This is a genomic window from Photobacterium indicum, from assembly GCF_003026215.1.
GTDB classification, from domain to species: Bacteria; Pseudomonadota; Gammaproteobacteria; order Enterobacterales; family Vibrionaceae; genus Photobacterium; species Photobacterium indicum.
This window is the reverse complement of sequence record NZ_PYOC01000009.1, coordinates 69,367-87,101: the sequence shown is the minus strand read 5'-3', so window position 1 is coordinate 87,101 and position 17,735 is coordinate 69,367. Positions and strand designations below refer to the sequence as shown.

Genomic DNA, 17,735 nt, shown 5'->3' with positions numbered 1-17,735 from the left:
GGAATCTGTCTGCTTTTCGATAATACGAAAGAGTAATCATCCCCTGAATTTATTATGGTTTTAACGATCGCATTATTGCTACAGTGAGACAGCTAAGCTCTTGTGGTGTAATAATAAAAGGGGGCATAATGTAAATCAGTTTGCCAAATGGGCGAATCCATACTCCAGCATCGACAAAACTTTTTTGAATTTCAGCCATATTGACTGGTTCGTGCAGTTCGACTACGCCAATAGCGCCTAACCACCTAACAGCTTTAACACAATCAAGTTGACCAATTTCTGGCAATAGTTCTGACAGTTGTTGTTCAATGCTTAAGACTTGTTGCTGCCATTCATTCTGCATTAAAATCTCGAGGCTGGCATTACCAACGGCACATGCTAGCGGGTTACCCATGAAAGTGGGACCGTGCATAAAACAAGCGGCTTCACCACTGCATACTGTATCTGCCACGTGTTTGGTGGCTAGCGTAGCCGACAATGTCATGTACCCACCAGTGAGAGCTTTGCCGACACACATAATATCAGGGCTAATTCCTGCATGTTCACAGGCAAACATTTTTCCTGTTCTACCGAAGCCCGTTGCAATTTCGTCTGCAATTAATAATACATCATGTTCATCGCATAATTCACGAATGCGTTTGAGGTACATCGGGTGGTAAATACGCATGCCTCCTGCACCTTGAACAATGGGTTCAATAATAACAGCGGCTAATTGTTCTTTATTATTGTTTAGCTTCTCTTTGAAATCGCTAATGTCACTTTCACACCATTCTTCGTAAAAACCACGTTCTGATGATTCTGCAAAAATGTGCTCAGGTAAGAAGCCTTTGTATAGGCTATGCATGGAATTATCAGGGTCGGTAACCGACATCGCAGCAAATGTATCGCCATGGTAACCGTGACGAACGGTTAAGAATTTAGGGCGACGTTGCCCTTTTGCATGCCAATACTGCAATGCCATTTTTAACGAGACTTCAACCGCAACAGAACCAGAATCAGCTAAGAAAACATGCTGTAAAGGTTCAGGCGTTATGGCGATAAGTTTACGGCAAAGTTCGACAGCAGGTTCATGCGTAATACCACCAAACATAACATGTGACATTTTGTCGATTTGATTTTTTGCTGCCTGATTAAGAGCTGGGTGGTTATAGCCATGGATTGTTGACCACCATGAAGACATACCATCGATAAGCTTACGACCATCTTCTAATGTGAGATAGACCCCGCTGGCACTTTCAACCGGATAACAAGGCAGCGGATTTATCGTTGATGTGTAGGGGTGCCAAACATGCTGTTGGTCAAATTCCAAATCAATATTGCTGGTTGTTTTTTGCACAGATGTAAACCTTGATGTCTATTGTATGTTGACAGTCTACTAACTCTCAGTAGACTAGCCAAGTATAGAAAGCCGCTAGGGTCCAGATATTTTCTTAAAAAGAGGATTCTAGTGAGAGCAACAATATTATTACTATAAAGAGGTTATACACTGTGGAAGTACGTCACGATTGGACAGTTGCGGAAGTTCAAGCCTTGTTTGAAAAGCCGTTTATGGATCTTGTATTTGAAGCTCAGCAAGTACACCGCCAATATCATGAACCTAACAAGGTGCAGGTGAGTACATTACTTTCAATCAAAACGGGTGCATGCCCTGAAGATTGTAAATACTGCCCACAAAGTGCGCATTATCGTACAGATGTCGAACGTGAGCGTTTATTAGAAGTTGAAAAAGTACTGGATGCTGCGCAGAAAGCGAAAACATCGGGTGCTACGCGTTTTTGTATGGGCGCTGCTTGGAAGAATCCTAAAGAACGTGATATGCCGTACTTAATGGATATGATCCGCGGTGTTAAAGATATAGGCCTTGAGACGTGTATGACACTCGGTATGATCACTGGTGGTCAAGCCGATGAATTAGCGGATGCAGGTTTAGATTACTACAACCATAACCTTGATACGTCGCCAGAATATTACGGTCAGGTTATTACAACACGTACTTACCAAGATCGCTTAGACACATTAAGCCATGTGCGCGATGCGGGCATGAAAATTTGTTCTGGCGGTATTATCGGTATGGGTGAAAGTTCACGTGACCGTGCAGGTCTATTGGTAGAGCTTGCAACATTGCCAACCCACCCTGAAAGTGTGCCAATTAATATGTTGGTGAAAGTAAAAGGCACACCAATGGAAGATGTGGAAGATGTCGATCCGTTTGATTTCATTCGTATCATTGCCGTTGCACGTATCATCATGCCAATGTCTTCAGTACGTTTGTCAGCAGGTCGTGAAGACATGAATGAACAGATGCAAACGTTATGCTTCATGGCGGGTGCTAACTCAGTCTTCTATGGTTGTAAGCTATTAACGACACCAAATCCAGGTGAAGATAAAGACATGCAGTTGTTTGCTAAGCTAGGTATTAATAGCCAAGAACAAGCGTCGAAACCTGATGAAGTGCAAGAACATGAGCTATTAGGGCAGGTTGCACAACGTGTTGCTGCGCGTCCGGGTAAAGATGATTTATTCTACGATGCCACTGTCTAATCGTCGTTTTAACCACAAAATAAAACACGCGCTGGAAGCACGAGAAACCCAAGGGTTATATCGCCAGCGTGCTTGTTTGTCTCGTGCTGATCAAAGTGTTGAGCATCAAGGTAAATCGTTACTTAACTTTTCAAGTAACGACTATCTTGGACTGGCGCAAGATCCCGCCATACTATCGGCATGGCAAGAGGGCTTAACCCTGTTCGGTGCCGGTAGTGGTGCATCACCTTTAGTAACGGGGTTTCATTCCGCTCACAAAGCACTAGAAGATCAACTCGCCGACTGGCTGGGTTACGAGCGCGCGTTATTATTCAATAGCGGTTTCAGTGCGAACCAAGCAGTTTTGTTTACGATTCCAGATAAGCATGATGTATTAATTCAAGATAAATTGAACCATGCATCATTGATGGAAGCTGGCCTGTTATCACCTGCAACCATGCGCCGATTCGCTCATAATGATCTCTCTGCATTAACTCGCTTACTTCATCAAACCAATGATAAATCTCCGTCTATTAACCCATTAGTGATTACTGAAGGGGTCTTCAGCATGGATGGTGATCTATCACCGTTGGCTACAATTTCTGAGCAATGTAGCCAGCATGATGCGTGGTTAATGGTTGATGATGCACATGGCTGTGGGGTATTGGGTGATAAAGGGCGAGGCAGTTGTGACTTTTCAGGGGTGAAAGCCGACATACTTATTGTGACATTTGGTAAAGCCTTTGGATTATCAGGTGCTGCTGTCATGTGCAATAACGATACTGCTGAATACTTGATTCAATTTGCTCGCCATTTCATTTATTCGACGTCAATGCCTCCATCACAAGCTCACGCGTTAAGTGCAGCTTGTCGTCTTATTCAATCAGATGATTGGCGTCGTGAAAAATTGCACGATTTAGGGCACTTACTCTTTGAAAGTGTCGAGAACTCAATACAACTGGTTGATACGCACACGCCTATCAAGCCTTTAATTATTGGTGATAGTCATAAAGCGTTATCGGTTTCCAATGCATTAAAAGCGAAAGGTTTATGGGTAAGTGCAATTAGACCACCAACCGTACCCGTAAATAGTGCACGTTTAAGAATAACGTTAACAGCCGCACACACAGAACAAGATATTAAACGATTAGCAACAACGTTAAATGAGGTGATTAATGATGAATAAAGTTAATGCTGTCACCCATGACAAAGCAGAATTTAAAACAAACAACATTCCTCGAATTGATAAACAAGCCGTGGCAGAAGCATTTGGCCGTGCAGCTAAGCATTACGATAAAGCGGCTGCTTTTCAGCGCATTGTTGGTCATCAGTTGCTTGAGCGTTTACCTGCCGTTATTCCCACAGGTACTCGCGTATTAGATTTAGGGTGCGGCACGGGGTATTTTTCAGAACAATTAATGCAACGTGGTTATGATGTTTCTGCCGCTGATTTGTCGATAGAAATGCTGGCACAGGCTAAGTCTCGTTGCGGGGATTGTGTTACCTATTTAGAAGCGGATGCTGAAAACTTACCGATTGAAGATAATCAGTTTGATGTTGCGTTCAGCAGCCTTGCCCTGCAGTGGTGTGATGACCTGTCTGTACCATTGAAAGAGTTGCGGCGTGTGGTAAAGCCAGGTGGACGAATTATGTTTACCACTTTAGTAGAGGGTTCGTTATTTGAGCTTTCACAGGCATGGCAAGAGGTTGATCGATATCAACATGTGAATCATTTTCTTTCGCAAAAGGCGATAAAACTTGCGCTGGCTCAAGCGGGAGGGGCAATCGATACCCTAGACTTCAAACCAATTAGGGTGAATTACCCAGCGGCAGTTGGACTCATGAAGGACCTAAAAGGGATAGGGGCGACTCATTTACCACAAGGGCGCAAAGCAGGCTTGGCCGGTCGTAAAACGATCATGGCATTAGAGAGCGCCTACAATGAGTTTCGAGATGAGAATGGTCAACTGCCTGCTACATATCAAGTCTGTTTTGGAGTAATAATAAATGACTAACGCTTTCTTTCTTACAGGTACAGATACCGAAGTAGGTAAAACTGTAGCCTCTCGCGCAATTTTACACGCAGCTGGTAGCGCGAATATTAAGATGGCGGGTTATAAGCCTGTAGCATCAGATAGCAAACCAACAGATGAAGGGATGCGTAATTCAGACGCATTGTATATTCAAGGTGCTTCAGTGGTTGAACTGGACTATCAAGAAGTTAATCCATACGCATTCGAAGCCGCCATTTCTCCCCACCTTGCGGCAGAGCAAGAAGGGCAGGTGATAGATTTTGATGTATTAAGCGCAGGCTTAGAGCATCTTAAAAGTAAATCAGAAGCCGTCCTTATCGAAGGTGCTGGTGGCTGGCGTGTGCCGATTTCTCATACCGATTTTCTATCAAGTTGGGTAAAGCGTGAAAAGCTGCCTGTTATCTTGGTTGTGGGTATAAAGCTGGGTTGTTTAAGCCATGCAATGCTTACTGCAGAAGCGATTAAAAATGATGGTTTAGAGTTAGTTGGTTGGGTTGCTAATCGTATCAATCCAGGCACAGAAAACTATGCTGATATTATTAAAATGCTAGAGCACAATCTGCCAGGTAAAAAGATGGGCGAAATCCCATACATGCCAGCAATTAAAAAACGTGACTTATCAAAGTATATTGATTTAAGTGCGTTAGGTTTATAGCGTTGTTTAGTGTGTAAGTTAGTAAATACTAGACATGAAAAAAGGCACTGAAAAGTGCCTTTTTATAATTCAATTCTCTAAAACTAAATCATCTTAGCTGTTATCGCCTGTTAATCCGATAAGTGCTTCTTGGGTATTTGTCAGTTTAGGTTTACCTGATGCATCAAGCCCTAATTCCTTATGAGCTTCATCAACTGACATACCAAGATGACAGCAAAGAATATCAATCGCAACTTTGTAGTTCTCTTTGTCGGCCATCATTCCTCCTTGATAAATAGACTGGTGTTTAAAACACCTGACATCAACAATAATCAATATGCGCACTCGATGCAATAAGACTAAAGTCTAAGATTTAGCCTTATCATATCTGCATCTCATTTTTAGCGAATGAGTAAGAGCGGCACTTGGCTTTTGGTTAGCATTTCAGTGGTATTACTGCCTAAGAAAAACTGCCTAACGCGTGAATGCCCATAAGCGCCCATCACAATAAGACCAATATCATTGTGTGTTTGATAGTGCACCAGTGCAGAGTGGATATCGCCCTCAATGATTTTTTCCAAGACATCGATATTTGCAGCACGTAATTTCTTAGCGGCTACATGGAAAGATTCTGTGCGATCATTCTCGTCTTTCACCATCACTAAGTGGCAAGTTAATCCATTTAATAATGGGGTTTTTATCGCTTTATCGATGAGTTTTAGGCTGATATCACTACCATCAAACGCAATCATGAACGACGTTGGTTCGTTAAACGGTTTTATTGCGACTAAGGTGTGTGCCTTTATAGAGCGAATAACACTTTCAAGTTGAGAACCAATAGCGGTGGTTTGATTTTGATGTGCCTCACCTGATTTCCCAATAACCAGTAAGCGAGTTTCAGCTTCAATATCAAGCAAAGATTCAACAAAGTCACCGTGTCTTTGTTGCTTAATAACGTTAGGCAAACCTTGCTGATTCGCTCTTTCCATCATATCGGCAAGTAAATACTTCCCATGCTTAAGGGCCAATTTACTGCGTTGTTCATCTAACGCGGTTAAATCTTCAAGAAGTTGCTCTCGGCTGCCTAATCCAATACTGCCTGATAACTCGCTTGTTACAGGGTATTCTGATTTATCTAATACATGGAGTATTTTTAAAGGGATGTCTAAGTGCTTGGCTGCCCAAATGCTAGCATCACACACAGATGTCGACATGGATGAACCATCAATACACGCGATAATATTTTTCATTATAAATTCCTTAGTGACCAGCCATTAGTTTTTCAACTTCTTCAGGTTTGTCGTGAATACCAAATTTATCGACAATGGTATTTGTTGCTTCATTCATTCCAATTAACTCAACGGTTGCACCTTCACGACGGAATTTGATAACGACTTTATCAAGTGCTGATACTGAGGTGATATCCCAAAAGTGGGCGGAAGAAAGATCGATAGTGACGTGATCTAATACTTCTTTAAAATCAAATGACTTCAAAAATTGCTCTGAAGAGGCAAAGAATATTTGTCCTATCACTTTATAGTGACGTGATGCACTAGCGGTGTTGTCAGCACTTTTCACCACCATAAAACGACTGATTTTGTTTGCAAAGAATAAAGCCGCGAGTAATACACCGACAAAAACGCCGATAGCGAGATTATGACTGGCAACTACCACAGCAACGGTAACCACCATCACAATATTGCTCGAAAGCGGATGCTTTTTTAGGTTTCGTAGCGAATCCCATGAGAATGTACCAATTGATACCATAATCATGACGGCAACTAACGCAGCCATTGGGATCTGCTTGAGCCAATCACCGAGGAAAACCACCATCACTAATAAGAACACGCCTGCCGATAAACACGATAACCGACTACGACCGCCTGACTTAATGTTGATTATTGACTGGCCGATCATTGCACAGCCCGCCATACCACCCATCAAACCCGCGCCAATATTCGCTAAGCCTTGACCTTTACATTCACGGTTTTTATCACTTTCTGTATCAGTAAGATCATCAACAATGGTTGCTGTCATTAGGGATTCAAGTAAGCCAACAGCCGCTAACCCAAGCGAGTAGGGAAGAATGATCATCAATGTTTCTAGGTTTAAAGGAACATCAGGCCAAAGGAAAATAGGAAGTGTATCGGGAAGCTGCCCCATATCACCCACGGTTTTAATATCTAAACCGAGCAAGATAGAAACAATGGTGAGAGAAACAATACACACTAAAGGAGAAGGTAATAATTTTCCGATAACGGGTAGGTAGGGGAACAGGTAAATAATACCCAAACCAGCAACTGTCATTGCGTAAACGTGCCAAGTTACATTCGTCAGCTCTGGTAACTGTGCCATGAAAATTAAAATGGCGAGCGCATTTACAAAACCAGTGACAACCGAGCGAGAAACAAAACGCATTAAGCTGCCTAGTTTAAGATACCCAGCGGCTATTTGTATAACGCCAGTGAGCACGGTTGCCGCTAAGAGGTATTCTAACCCATGATCTTTTACTAACGTGACCATCAGTAACGCCATTGCACCGGTTGCAGCTGAAATCATGCCAGGCCTGCCGCCTGTAAATGCAATAATAACTGCCATAGAAAATGACGCATAAAGACCGACTTTCGGATCGAGACCAGCAATAATTGAGAAGGCAATAGCTTCAGGAATAAGTGCCAAAGCAACAACAAGGCCAGCAAGAAGATCGCCCTTCACATTGAAGAACCAGTCTTTTTTTACAGTATCTAACATTCAATATACTCAAATTATTAAAATTTGCGCGAACGGAAACCATCAGGTAATAACCTGATAAAAATGTAGCGACAAATTTTATAGGGGGTGCTGTTAGCGATTAAAAACGCACAGCAAGATGGGCAGCAAGAGTGCTACCTAGATAGTGATTTAGTGGAACGAGAGTGTTCCGAAGTGATTGTCTAAGGCGGAGTGATCGTCAAAAGTTTATATCCACAAAATGTGTAGGCGCACATTGTAGAGATAAAGATTGGAAGAAACAAGTGCGTATGTAGGCCAAATATTCATTGTATTGTACGGTGTTCAGCTCTAAGTAAGCCGTGATTGTTATAACATCTGAGTGGTAACAATTATAAACATTGACATTATGCCGCACTGGAATTGTAACGTTTTAATAACAAGGGCTGTAATCCTTGAATTTAGCTATGTAATATCAACGCATTAAATTTAATAGTCATTTTTTACTTTGATACGAATGGTAACAATTATGTTCTTTCACTTGTAATTGCTTTGAACGACCATATATTAACTAAACTGTAGGTGGCACATACCATCTATTATGTATTTGAAGCTTCTTTTATTTATTGGAGATAATTGGAAATATGAAGCGAATTGCTCTGTTCTTGGCAACCAACCTTGCCGTAATGCTGGTATTCAGCGTTGTCTTGAATGTTGTTTATGCTGTAACAGGTATGCAGCCTGGTAGCCTATCTGGCTTATTGGTAATGGCTGCGCTGTTCGGTTTTGGTGGCTCGCTATTCTCACTCTTCATGTCAAAGAAGATGGCTCTTCGTTCTGTCGGTGGTTCAGTTATTGAACACCCTCGCAATGAAACAGAGCACTGGTTGATGGAAACAGTTTCTCGTCAAGCGCAACAAGCGGGCATTGGTATGCCAACCGTTGCTGTTTATGACTCTGCTGATATCAACGCATTTGCAACAGGCGCTAAGCGTGATGATTCACTTGTTGCGGTATCAACGGGTTTGCTTCACAGCATGACACGTGATGAAGCTGAAGCGGTACTTGCTCATGAAATCAGCCATATCTCTAATGGTGATATGGTAACGATGACCTTGATGCAAGGTGTTGTGAATACCTTTGTCATTTTTGTTTCTCGTTTAGTGGCGGGTGCAATCAGTGGTGTTAATAACAGTGATGAGGAAGGCGGAGGCGGCAGCTACATAACGTACTTCATCGTATCTTCAATTATGGAAGTACTGTTTGGCTTCTTAGCAAGCATTCTAACAATGTGGTATAGCCGACACCGTGAATTTAAAGCGGACGCGGGTTCTGCGAACTTAGTCGGTAAAGAAAAGATGATTGCAGCGTTAGAGCGTTTGAAAGTGAGCCATGAGCCACAGCTAGAAGGCTCTATGATGGCATTCGGTATCAATGGTAAAAAATCATTGTCTGAATTGTTTATGACTCACCCACCGCTAGACAAGCGTATTGATGCTTTGCGCCGTGGTGAGCACCTTTAATCAAGAATAGCTAAGCGTTTATAAACGTTACGTTATTTGATTATAGATGATCTTATTTGATTATAGATAAAGCAAACCCTTTTGACCTTATGTTACGACGAGTAACAGGGCAAAAGGGTTTTTTATTGGATGTGGTATTACCCTTGTTATGCCGCTGCACTCAATGTAGCTAAACGAGGAACGGGCTTGTCATTTATCGGCAAGTGAATTAATGCTGCGCAGAAGGCGAGAAAGACAGTAGACCACCAAATTGGTTCGTAGCTGCCGTAATAGTCATAAATACGACCACCGACCCAAGCCCCTAAGAAACTACCTACCTGGTGAGTGAAAAATACGAGCCCATATAGTGTCGACATGTATCGAGCTCCAAACATTTGACGTACTAAGCCCGAGGTTAGTGGCACTGTGCCTAGCCAGCAAAAACCAATAGCACCACCAAAAATAGCCGCGGTATCAACTGTTACAGGTAATGTCACAAAAGCTGCAATCACAACAGTTCGTATTAAATATAGCGATGTCATTACATAGCGTTTATCGAACTTGTCACCCATCACGCCCCAAAAGTACGACCCGAAAATATTAAAAATACCGACGTAGGCGAGCGCCATCGCAGCTGTTGATCCCGGCAGCCCTTTATCGGCTAAATAGCTAGGAAGGTGAGTGGCAATAAACATGACATGAAAGCCACAAACAAAAAATCCCGCATGAATTAACCAGTAACTTTTATTGTTAAAGGCTTCTTTCAATGCTTCGCGTAAGGTTTGTGTATCATCTATTTTCGGTGCAGTAGACACTGCTTTTAATGAAGACTTAGCTTCTTTGTTGGCCGTTTTCATGAAGCTGGCAAAAGCGATGATCACACAGCATGCTAGAGCAAAAATTTGTAACGTTGTTTGCCAATCGTATATATTCATGAGTGATTGTGCGCCAGGTATGACGGCAAACATGCCAAATGAGCCAGCGGCTGTGGTTAAACCAAAAGCTTTTGCCGTATGTTCTGCGGGTACTACGCGAGCAATAGTTCCTAAAATAATCACATAGCTGGTGGCACTTAAACCAAAACCGATCAAAGCACCAAAGGTGACATAAAGAATGCTAGGTTCAGTCGCTAAAGAGGTCAGATACAAGCCGGCCGCATACGATATTGCCCCAACGGTAATGATACGGCGTGATCCCCAGCGATCGGCTGCCATACCAACGAAAGGTTGGAACAGACCAAAAAGCAGGTTTTGCAGTGCGATCGTAAAGCTAAAGAACTCTCGACCGGTATTGAATGAATCAGAAATCGGCATCATGAAAATGCCGAAAGATTGTCTTATCCCAAGACTAATAATTAGCGTCCCTATTCCCAACCATACTAGTAGTGGAAAACGAAAAATACTCATTAATGGTGCTCTTTATTGTCGTGTTCGATAGATGATTATTGGTGGCAACCACCACTGGTGGCGTGTTGCGCCAACGCATCGAGTAAAGGTTGACAGTGATGCACGCCAAAAAGTGTGATTATGAGCAGTACTAGCATGCGTAATAGCTGCGCAAATAATGATTGTGAAAACATCAGTGCCTCCAATCGCCAAAATTAGCGAGCGCGGATAATAGGTAACTCAGCGGCATGACACAAATGAATAAAAATCAGGACGGTTATGCATAATATGCACTTTGATAGGGAAGTGAGCATATTCAGGGTAACTGATGACAGTTTGTTCCAAAATATGCATTACGCTGTTGGTGGGTTTAACACAATATATTGATGATGATAGATCTTACGACAGCCGATGAATAAAAAATCACACTACTATTCCACGTACATCGGTTTTAATAAGCCCGCAAATTGGTTCTTTTTCGACTTCAGCTAATATGAATTCCACAAAAGTACGAGCAGCTAAGGTCAGGTTTTTACGCGATGGATACACCAGCCAACCATAATTAATAGACGGTTCTATATGTTCGAATAAGCGTATTAACATGTCACGTTCTAGATAATAATTACCAATATCTTCTGGAATAAAGATGATGCCTCGGTTCTGCAAGCAAGCCTCCATACACAGTGACACGCTGTTCGTTATTAAGTTACCCGACACTTCTACCGTTTCATTTTTGCCAAAAGGCAGGTTGCCGTATATTTGTCCGTTGGGAAAACGAAAGCGAATAACATTCAGTTTACGTAAATCGTCAGCAGTTTGTGGCATGCCGTGTTGTTCTACATATTCCTGTGTACAGAAAAATCCGAAAGAGGCATGTTTGAATGGACGAGCCACCAAGCTGGAATCTTCAAGGGTTTTGCCTTCAGCAACACGCAGCGCAATATCAATGTGATTCTCGACCATATTTTTGTCTTCTGCACTGGTAATGATCTCGACACTGATCTTCGGGTACATATCCATGAATGTGAAAATCATTCGGCCAATATCAAGAATCTCAGGAAAGGGCAGTAATTGAATGCGTAGGTGCCCAGATACTTCATAAGTCGGTGCAGTGATTTCTTGAATACTCGCTTCCAAATCAATCAGCATCGCTTTGGTTTTTGTGTAGAACTTGGTACCTGCTTCTGTTAGCTGCAAAGCGCGGTTTTGGCGATGAAACAGCAGAATATTCAGCTCTTCTTCCAGTGATTTGATACGTCGGCTAATGTTTGATTTTGGTAAGTCGAAAATTTCAGATGCGCGATTTAAGCTACCCGTATCCACAATTTGGTGAAAGAGCTTGAGATCTTCTGTTTTCATGATGTTGCTCACAGAGTTAATGATAGATCAATAGATTAAGCGTTCCATAAAGTGAAACTCTCAGTTCTATATCGTTCGGTTATTCAGAACACGTTATCAGGTTATAGTTTGCGGTGAAAGATAACTTTAAGGAATAATTCAATGATGTCAGCCAAACCGAGTTTGTTAGCACTGGTGCTAGGAACTGTTTTAATGAGCTCAGTTCTGACAGGGTGTGACTCTGCAGAGAGTGCTGTGGTAGAAACTGCCACCGTGCGTCCGGTAAAATTAATCACAATTGGTGATGTAGCGTTTGAACAAAGTCGAATTTTTCCTGCTGAATTGGTGGCCAATCAACAAGCAGATTTAGCTTTCCGTGTGAGTGGTGAACTGGTTACATTAGATTTAATTGAAGGTCAGAAAGTTAACAAAGGGCAATTGTTGGCGAAACTGGATGATCGAGATGCTAAGAATGCGCTATTAAATTCAGAAGCAAATTACGATTTAGCCAATGCCGATTACAACCGTAAAGAACAGTTATTAGCCCGAAAACTTATTTCGAAAGCAGAGTTTGATTCTGCAAAAGCCACATTAAAGTCTGCTAAATCATCATTGAATTCAGCTAGAGACCAACTGCAATATACCAATTTAACAGCCCCTTTTTCAGGCATTGTTGCCAAAGTTGAATCTGATAACTATCAAATGATTCAAGCATCGCAGGTCGTATTATCGTTGCAAGGTGATCAGCTTATGGATGTCACTATTCAAGTGCCTGAATCACTCATCATACGTTTAAATAAAAAGAACTTAGATGAACATTACATGCCACGCGTGCGCTTTGTTTCTCAAGGTGAAAGTGTGACGACTTATCCTGTTCGTTTTAAAGAGAGCTCTAGTAAAGTTAGCCCTGGTACACAAACTTATGCCGTTACCTTTAGTTTTAAACCCGAAGATGGCTTGAACGTGATTCCGGGTATGAGTGCTGAATTATTACTCGATATGTCAATCGATCACCGTCGTTCTCAAGATAATGGGATAAGCGATTTTCTCACTATTTTGCCGCAATCAGCCATCGTGAAAGCGGATAACGATAACCAGATCAAAGTGTGGCGATACAATCAAGATAGTAACAGAGTTGAATCTGTGATCGTGACGTTAGGGCAAGTGCGAACGAATGGTATTGAAGTGTTATCTGGATTAAACAAAGGCGATCAAATCGTCAGTGTGGGGGCGAATGCGATTAAATCAGGCATGGAAGTAAAACCCCTTCGCTGGGAAAGAGGCGTGTAATTGATGAATATCGCGCATTACAGTATCAAAAACAAAGTCATCAGTTGGATGTTTATTTTACTGATGTTAATTGGTGGTGGAATTTCATTTACGGGATTAGGCCAATTAGAATTTCCTGAATTTACATTAAAAAATGCCCTTGTTATTACGGCTTACCCAGGGGCTTCACCTGAACAAGTTGAAGAAGAAGTAACGCTTCGGTTGGAAGATGCTATTCAGCAGATGCCACAGATAAAGCATATTACATCGATCAATAGTGCGGGTTTATCTCAAATTGAAATCGAGATGAAAGAGCAGTACGACGCGAAAGCCCTGCCACAGATCTGGGATGAGCTACGTCGTAAGGTGAATGATGCGGTTGCCGATTTACCGCCAGGCGCTGTAATGCCGCAAGTGATTGATGATTTTTCCGATGTCTACGGTGTTTTAATGAACATCACAGGTGAAGGATATAGCTACCGAGAACTTAAAAATTATGCCAATTACCTACGTCGAGAATTGGTATTAATTAAGGGTGTTAAAAAGGTTTCTGTCGTCGGCGATCCGCAAGAGCAAGTCGTTGTCGAAATTAGCCAACAGAAATTGGCCACATTAGGGCTTGATCAAAATACGATATACAGCCAAATAAAGAATCAAAATGGTGTATCTAACGCCGGAAAAATTCGAGTAGGTGAAGGGCGAATTCGTATTCATCCTACGGGCGAGTTTATCGATGTTACTGATATGAAACGCTTACTGGTGAGCCCACCAACTAGCAAAGACATGGTGTATCTGGGTGATATTGCTAATGTCTATAAAACGGAAACTGAAACACCAAAGCTGATTTATCACAATATGGGCGAGAATGCGCTGTCTTTAGGAATATCCTTTAGCCAAGGTGTCAATGTTGTTGATATCTCGAATGAAATATCAGCAAAGATCACACAGTTTGAATCAGGTTTACCGATAGGAATGAGCTTGAACACCGTGTATGACCAAGGTGCAATGGTTGATGTGTCTGTTACGGGTTTTTTGATCAACCTTGCTGAGTCTGTGGCAATTGTGATCGTGGTGCTATTGGTATTCATGGGCGTGCGCTCTGGGCTATTAATGGGTGCAGTGCTGTTACTGACTATTTTTGGTACGTTCATTGTGATGAGTATATTGAATATTCAGCTGCAAATTATCTCATTGGGCGCACTCATTATTGCATTAGGTATGCTGGTCGATAACGCCATTGTGGTCACTGAAGGCATTTTAATCGGTATAAAACGGGGTCAAACCCGTTATGAAGCGGCAGGTCAGGTAGTTAAGCAAACCCAATGGCCATTATTGGGCGCGACAATTATTGCTATTTTAGCCTTTGCACCGATTGGGTTGTCACAAAATGCCACCGGTGAATTCTGTAAATCGTTATTTCAAGTGCTGCTAGTTTCACTGTTTATCAGTTGGGTTACAGCGATTACCATTACGCCATTTTTCTGTAATTTATTATTTAAAGATGGCGACGTTAGCGATACGACTGAAGACTTATATAAAGGCTGGTTCTTTACGGCTTATCGTTCAATGCTTTCGTTAGCCATGCGATTTCGTGTGCTCAGTTTAGGCTTAGTTATTGCCATGTTGTTTGTAGCGATAGTGGGTATGGGGCATGTGAAAAATGTATTCTTCCCTCCATCAAGTACGCCTATTTTCTTTGTTGATGTATGGTTGCCAGAAGGCTCAGATATTCGATCAACAGAAGGTTTTGTACGCGAACTTGAAGAGAAAATTATCGCAACCGACAAAGAGGTTGGCGTTGGGCTTAAAAATGTCACTTCGGTGATAGGCCAAGGTGCACAAAGATTCGTCTTACCGTATGTGCCAGAAAAAGGCTACGACGCGTATGCGCAGTTAATTATCGAAATGACAGATTTAGAATCGTTGAATGCAGGCGTACCTGAACTCACGAAAGTATTGCGTGACAATTATCCTGAAGCTGAGTTTCGCGTGAAGTTGCTGAGTAATGGCCCATCACCAGCCGCTGCAATTGAAGCGCGATTCTATGGTGAAGATCCCGTTGTACTGCGTCAGCTTGCTACTCAGGCAGAGCAGATCATGATTGATGAGCCGACAGCTGAAAATATTCGTCATAATTGGCGTAATCAGGTGAATGTTGTTCGTCCACAAGTGAATAATGCTCAAGCCAAAAAAGTGGGTATCAGTAAACAAGATCTTGATACAGCCATGCTGATTAACTTTAGTGGTATGTCGGTTGGTACGTATCGTGAACAATCGCATTTATTGCCCATTGTTGCACGTGCACCAGAGCAAGAGCGCCTTGATGCCGATAGTTTATTAAAGCTGCAGGTGTGGAGTGCTGAAAATAGTGCGTTTGTACCAGTAACCCAAATTGTATCGTCATTCGATACTGAGTGGGAAAATCCTATTATTATGCGTCGCGATCGCAAACGGGTATTAACCGTATTAGCTGACCCACTATTAGGTAGTAATGAAACAGCAGATTCAGTGCTAAAGATATTACGCCCTAAAATAGAAGCGATCCCTCTGCCTGCAGGGTATGAACTGGAGTGGGGAGGCGAATATGAAACAGCAGGTGAAGCACAAGCAGGTATTGCTAGCTCTTTACCATTGGGTTATTTAGCGATGTTCTTGATCACTGTTGTACTGTTTAATTCCGTAAGACTCCCGCTGATCATTTGGTTCAATGTGCCTTTAGCGCTTATAGGCATTGCTGCTGGCTTATTGATATTCGATGCACCATTTAGCTTCATGGCGATACTGGGTACATTAAGTTTAAGCGGTATGGTCATTAAAAATGGGATTGTATTGGTTGATCAAATCCAGGTTGAATTGGCTGAGGGTAAAGATCCGTATGATGCCGTATTTGAATCTTCAGTGAGTCGTGTTCGTCCTGTGTGTATGGCGGCCATTACGACAATGCTTGGTATGATCCCGTTATTGTTTGACCCATTTTTTAAATCAATGGCCGTCACGATTATATTTGGTCTAGGTTTTGCCACTTTGCTCACATTGATTGTGTTACCAGTGAGCTACGTGCTTATTTTCCGAATTCCAAATAAGCAAAAAGAAACAATGAAAGATGCAACTCCTGTGACAGGGTAACCTTAGTGGCTATATAGATGATAACTCAAAGAGAGAGGTTCTAATCCCTCTCTTTGGGTTTGATTATTAATGCCAACATTAGGTTGATATAACTCGCTCTATTCACAATGAAAGAGTGAAAGGTTGATAAAAATGGAATTAATAAAAAGAATTAAGAGGCTAGACCATATAACTACAGCCACCTACATAAAAGATTTCACCTTGTATATTGAATTGAGTAGTGGCGAAAGAGGCGTGGTTAACTGTATGTCATTGGCTAAACAGCAGGTGTTGTTTGAACAGGTTCTTGCTGATGATCGGCGTGACTCTTATTCGGTCAATAACCGTGTTATTCAGTGGTATAACAATGCGTATATTCACATTGAGTGGATTAAGCGAAATATGGTTCCGTTAGATATTGAACGACCGTTCGAAAGTACAGCTTCCTACAATGACTGGCGAATAAAAATGAAAGATTGGTTTATTAATTTCACACTTTCTGAACTATCAGAGAACATAGGCTTTTTATTAATAGTCGTATCATTTGGGATCGCAGGGTGGCTGATTGGCTCAATGTTTATTTAAACGTATTAAGTTCAGCCTGTACTATCCCTTTTTTGTCTGCCGTGAATTGAAATATTGACTAAATATGTTCTGTAGAAGGAGTCGCATTATAAATTAGCGTTACGTTCATCGATACATTCGTATTCCCCCATCTCAAACTCACGGCAGATAAATGGGCGAACTTCGTAAATTGAACACATTAATGTGTCGCGATCTAACGCGGCACACCAACCATCATCAAGACGGTTCATTACTTGACCACCCCAATCATCTGTTGCGATGTACTTTTTAGGTACGCCAGTATCGGTAATTAGCATGACCTCTAAACGGCAACAACAAGCCTGACAATTAGCACAGGTTATTTCAGGTTCCGGTATTACTTTAATTTCTATCGTCATAAACTACTACAGTGTCGATATTTATGGAGAGCTTATAACAATGGTAGCACGTAGACGCAACTCAATTATGCGTTAGTCATCAACTCAGCCTGTACTGTTACTAGACTAGATGCATATCTTTAACTATTTATTTTATTTTTATTGCTTTCTCAAAATGATCTAATTGATGCGTCATTATCCACCATTGTGCGGCTTCCATTAATAATTCAGGGTTATCGTCGGTATTACACACATCAATGATTTTCTGCTTTAAAATTGGGTTCATATTGTCCTGTTTT

General features: G+C 41.8%; 17 protein-coding genes. 8 read left to right on the top strand and 9 right to left on the bottom strand.

The window, feature by feature from the left end; translation table 11 throughout:
• Positions 1 to 52: 52 nt before the first annotated feature.
• The gene (bioA, locus tag C9J47_RS20060) at positions 53 to 1,315 is read right to left on the bottom strand and encodes an adenosylmethionine--8-amino-7-oxononanoate transaminase (protein ID WP_107255169.1); all 1,263 of its coding nucleotides are present in this window, start codon (positions 1,313 to 1,315) and stop codon (positions 53 to 55) included.
• 173 nt (positions 1,316 to 1,488) lie between these two features.
• Here bioA and bioB point away from each other — a divergent pair, with 173 nt between their 5' ends.
• From bioB to bioD, 4 genes are read left to right on the top strand one after another with little or no spacing between them, the layout of a single operon-like run.
• Entirely contained in the window at positions 1,489 to 2,541 is a 1,053-nt protein-coding gene (gene bioB / locus C9J47_RS20055) for a biotin synthase BioB (RefSeq protein ID WP_107255087.1), read from the top strand.
• The gene (gene bioF, locus C9J47_RS20050) at positions 2,528 to 3,706 is read left to right on the top strand and encodes an 8-amino-7-oxononanoate synthase (RefSeq protein ID WP_107255086.1); all 1,179 of its coding nucleotides are present in this window, start codon (positions 2,528 to 2,530) and stop codon (positions 3,704 to 3,706) included. The genes bioB and bioF overlap by 14 nt, the downstream gene beginning before the upstream one ends.
• Positions 3,696 to 4,535 (top strand): malonyl-ACP O-methyltransferase BioC, encoded by an 840-nt coding sequence (gene bioC, locus C9J47_RS20045; protein WP_107255085.1) that lies wholly within the window; start codon positions 3,696 to 3,698, stop codon positions 4,533 to 4,535. Before bioF ends, bioC begins: the two co-directional genes overlap by 11 nt.
• Positions 4,528 to 5,208 (top strand): dethiobiotin synthase, encoded by a 681-nt coding sequence (bioD, locus tag C9J47_RS20040; RefSeq protein ID WP_107255084.1) that lies wholly within the window; start codon positions 4,528 to 4,530, stop codon positions 5,206 to 5,208. The genes bioC and bioD overlap by 8 nt, the downstream gene beginning before the upstream one ends.
• Before the next feature lie 93 nt (positions 5,209 to 5,301).
• Here the strand turns inward: bioD and C9J47_RS27175 are convergent, their stop codons facing one another.
• From C9J47_RS27175 to C9J47_RS20030, 3 genes are all read right to left on the bottom strand, one after another.
• Positions 5,302 to 5,466, bottom strand: coding sequence for a hypothetical protein (locus tag C9J47_RS27175; RefSeq protein WP_041394385.1), 165 nt, complete (start codon positions 5,464 to 5,466; stop codon positions 5,302 to 5,304).
• A gap of 122 nt (positions 5,467 to 5,588) precedes the next feature.
• Positions 5,589 to 6,437 (bottom strand): universal stress protein, encoded by an 849-nt coding sequence (locus tag C9J47_RS20035; protein ID WP_107255083.1) that lies wholly within the window; start codon positions 6,435 to 6,437, stop codon positions 5,589 to 5,591.
• A gap of 10 nt (positions 6,438 to 6,447) precedes the next feature.
• Positions 6,448 to 7,938 (bottom strand): SulP family inorganic anion transporter, encoded by a 1,491-nt coding sequence (locus C9J47_RS20030; protein ID WP_107255082.1) that lies wholly within the window; start codon positions 7,936 to 7,938, stop codon positions 6,448 to 6,450.
• A gap of 602 nt (positions 7,939 to 8,540) precedes the next feature.
• Here C9J47_RS20030 and htpX point away from each other — a divergent pair.
• Positions 8,541 to 9,419 carry a protease HtpX gene (gene htpX / locus C9J47_RS20025; RefSeq protein ID WP_107255081.1) on the top strand — a complete coding sequence of 293 codons (879 nt, stop codon included), beginning with the start codon at positions 8,541 to 8,543 and terminating at the stop codon, positions 9,417 to 9,419.
• A 146-nt stretch (positions 9,420 to 9,565) separates the two neighbouring features.
• Here the strand turns inward: htpX and C9J47_RS20020 are convergent, their stop codons facing one another.
• The 3 genes from C9J47_RS20020 to C9J47_RS20015 all read right to left on the bottom strand — a co-directional run bounded on the left by C9J47_RS20020 (position 9,566) and on the right by C9J47_RS20015 (position 12,142).
• Positions 9,566 to 10,804 (bottom strand): MFS transporter, encoded by a 1,239-nt coding sequence (locus C9J47_RS20020; RefSeq protein WP_107255080.1) that lies wholly within the window; start codon positions 10,802 to 10,804, stop codon positions 9,566 to 9,568.
• A 35-nt stretch (positions 10,805 to 10,839) separates the two neighbouring features.
• Positions 10,840 to 10,977 (bottom strand): hypothetical protein, encoded by a 138-nt coding sequence (locus C9J47_RS27170; RefSeq protein ID WP_170107552.1) that lies wholly within the window; start codon positions 10,975 to 10,977, stop codon positions 10,840 to 10,842.
• 229 nt (positions 10,978 to 11,206) lie between these two features.
• Positions 11,207 to 12,142 (bottom strand): LysR family transcriptional regulator, encoded by a 936-nt coding sequence (locus tag C9J47_RS20015; protein WP_107255079.1) that lies wholly within the window; start codon positions 12,140 to 12,142, stop codon positions 11,207 to 11,209.
• Positions 12,143 to 12,283: 141 nt separating this feature from the next.
• On the opposite strand from C9J47_RS20015, the gene C9J47_RS20010 reads away from it, so the two are divergent.
• The 3 genes from C9J47_RS20010 to C9J47_RS20000 all read left to right on the top strand — a co-directional run bounded on the left by C9J47_RS20010 (position 12,284) and on the right by C9J47_RS20000 (position 17,080).
• Entirely contained in the window at positions 12,284 to 13,411 is a 1,128-nt protein-coding gene (locus tag C9J47_RS20010) for an efflux RND transporter periplasmic adaptor subunit (protein WP_107255078.1), read from the top strand.
• 3 nt (positions 13,412 to 13,414) lie between these two features.
• Positions 13,415 to 16,516, top strand: coding sequence for an efflux RND transporter permease subunit (locus tag C9J47_RS20005; RefSeq protein WP_107255077.1), 3,102 nt, complete (start codon positions 13,415 to 13,417; stop codon positions 16,514 to 16,516).
• A gap of 132 nt (positions 16,517 to 16,648) precedes the next feature.
• Positions 16,649 to 17,080, top strand: coding sequence for a hypothetical protein (locus tag C9J47_RS20000; protein ID WP_245903549.1), 432 nt, complete (start codon positions 16,649 to 16,651; stop codon positions 17,078 to 17,080).
• Between the two features lie 86 nt (positions 17,081 to 17,166).
• Here the strand turns inward: C9J47_RS20000 and C9J47_RS19995 are convergent, their stop codons facing one another.
• The gene (locus tag C9J47_RS19995; RefSeq protein ID WP_107255076.1) at positions 17,167 to 17,457 is read right to left on the bottom strand and encodes a YkgJ family cysteine cluster protein; all 291 of its coding nucleotides are present in this window, start codon (positions 17,455 to 17,457) and stop codon (positions 17,167 to 17,169) included.
• Positions 17,458 to 17,584: 127 nt separating this feature from the next.
• Positions 17,585 to 17,722 carry a DUF6500 family protein gene (locus tag C9J47_RS27165; protein WP_170107551.1) on the bottom strand — a complete coding sequence of 46 codons (138 nt, stop codon included), beginning with the start codon at positions 17,720 to 17,722 and terminating at the stop codon, positions 17,585 to 17,587.
• Between the last annotated feature and the right edge of the window lie 13 nt (positions 17,723 to 17,735).

Coding starts and splice junctions, on each gene's coding strand:
- htpX (WP_107255081.1), top strand. CDS start 8,541: ATGAAGCGAATTGCTCTGTTCTTGGCAACCAACCTTGCCGTAATGCTG.
- bioF (WP_107255086.1), top strand. CDS start 2,528: ATGCCACTGTCTAATCGTCGTTTTAACCACAAAATAAAACACGCGCTG.
- C9J47_RS27165 (WP_170107551.1), bottom strand. CDS start 17,722: ATGAACCCAATTTTAAAGCAGAAAATCATTGATGTGTGTAATACCGAC.
- bioC (WP_107255085.1), top strand. CDS start 3,696: ATGATGAATAAAGTTAATGCTGTCACCCATGACAAAGCAGAATTTAAA.
- C9J47_RS20035 (WP_107255083.1), bottom strand. CDS start 6,437: ATGAAAAATATTATCGCGTGTATTGATGGTTCATCCATGTCGACATCT.
- C9J47_RS20020 (WP_107255080.1), bottom strand. CDS start 10,804: ATGAGTATTTTTCGTTTTCCACTACTAGTATGGTTGGGAATAGGGACG.
- C9J47_RS20010 (WP_107255078.1), top strand. CDS start 12,284: ATGATGTCAGCCAAACCGAGTTTGTTAGCACTGGTGCTAGGAACTGTT.
- bioD (WP_107255084.1), top strand. CDS start 4,528: ATGACTAACGCTTTCTTTCTTACAGGTACAGATACCGAAGTAGGTAAA.
- C9J47_RS27175 (WP_041394385.1), bottom strand. CDS start 5,466: ATGGCCGACAAAGAGAACTACAAAGTTGCGATTGATATTCTTTGCTGT.
- C9J47_RS27170 (WP_170107552.1), bottom strand. CDS start 10,977: ATGTTTTCACAATCATTATTTGCGCAGCTATTACGCATGCTAGTACTG.
- C9J47_RS20000 (WP_245903549.1), top strand. CDS start 16,649: ATGGAATTAATAAAAAGAATTAAGAGGCTAGACCATATAACTACAGCC.
- C9J47_RS20005 (WP_107255077.1), top strand. CDS start 13,415: ATGAATATCGCGCATTACAGTATCAAAAACAAAGTCATCAGTTGGATG.
- C9J47_RS19995 (WP_107255076.1), bottom strand. CDS start 17,457: ATGACGATAGAAATTAAAGTAATACCGGAACCTGAAATAACCTGTGCT.
- C9J47_RS20030 (WP_107255082.1), bottom strand. CDS start 7,938: ATGTTAGATACTGTAAAAAAAGACTGGTTCTTCAATGTGAAGGGCGAT.
- C9J47_RS20015 (WP_107255079.1), bottom strand. CDS start 12,142: ATGAAAACAGAAGATCTCAAGCTCTTTCACCAAATTGTGGATACGGGT.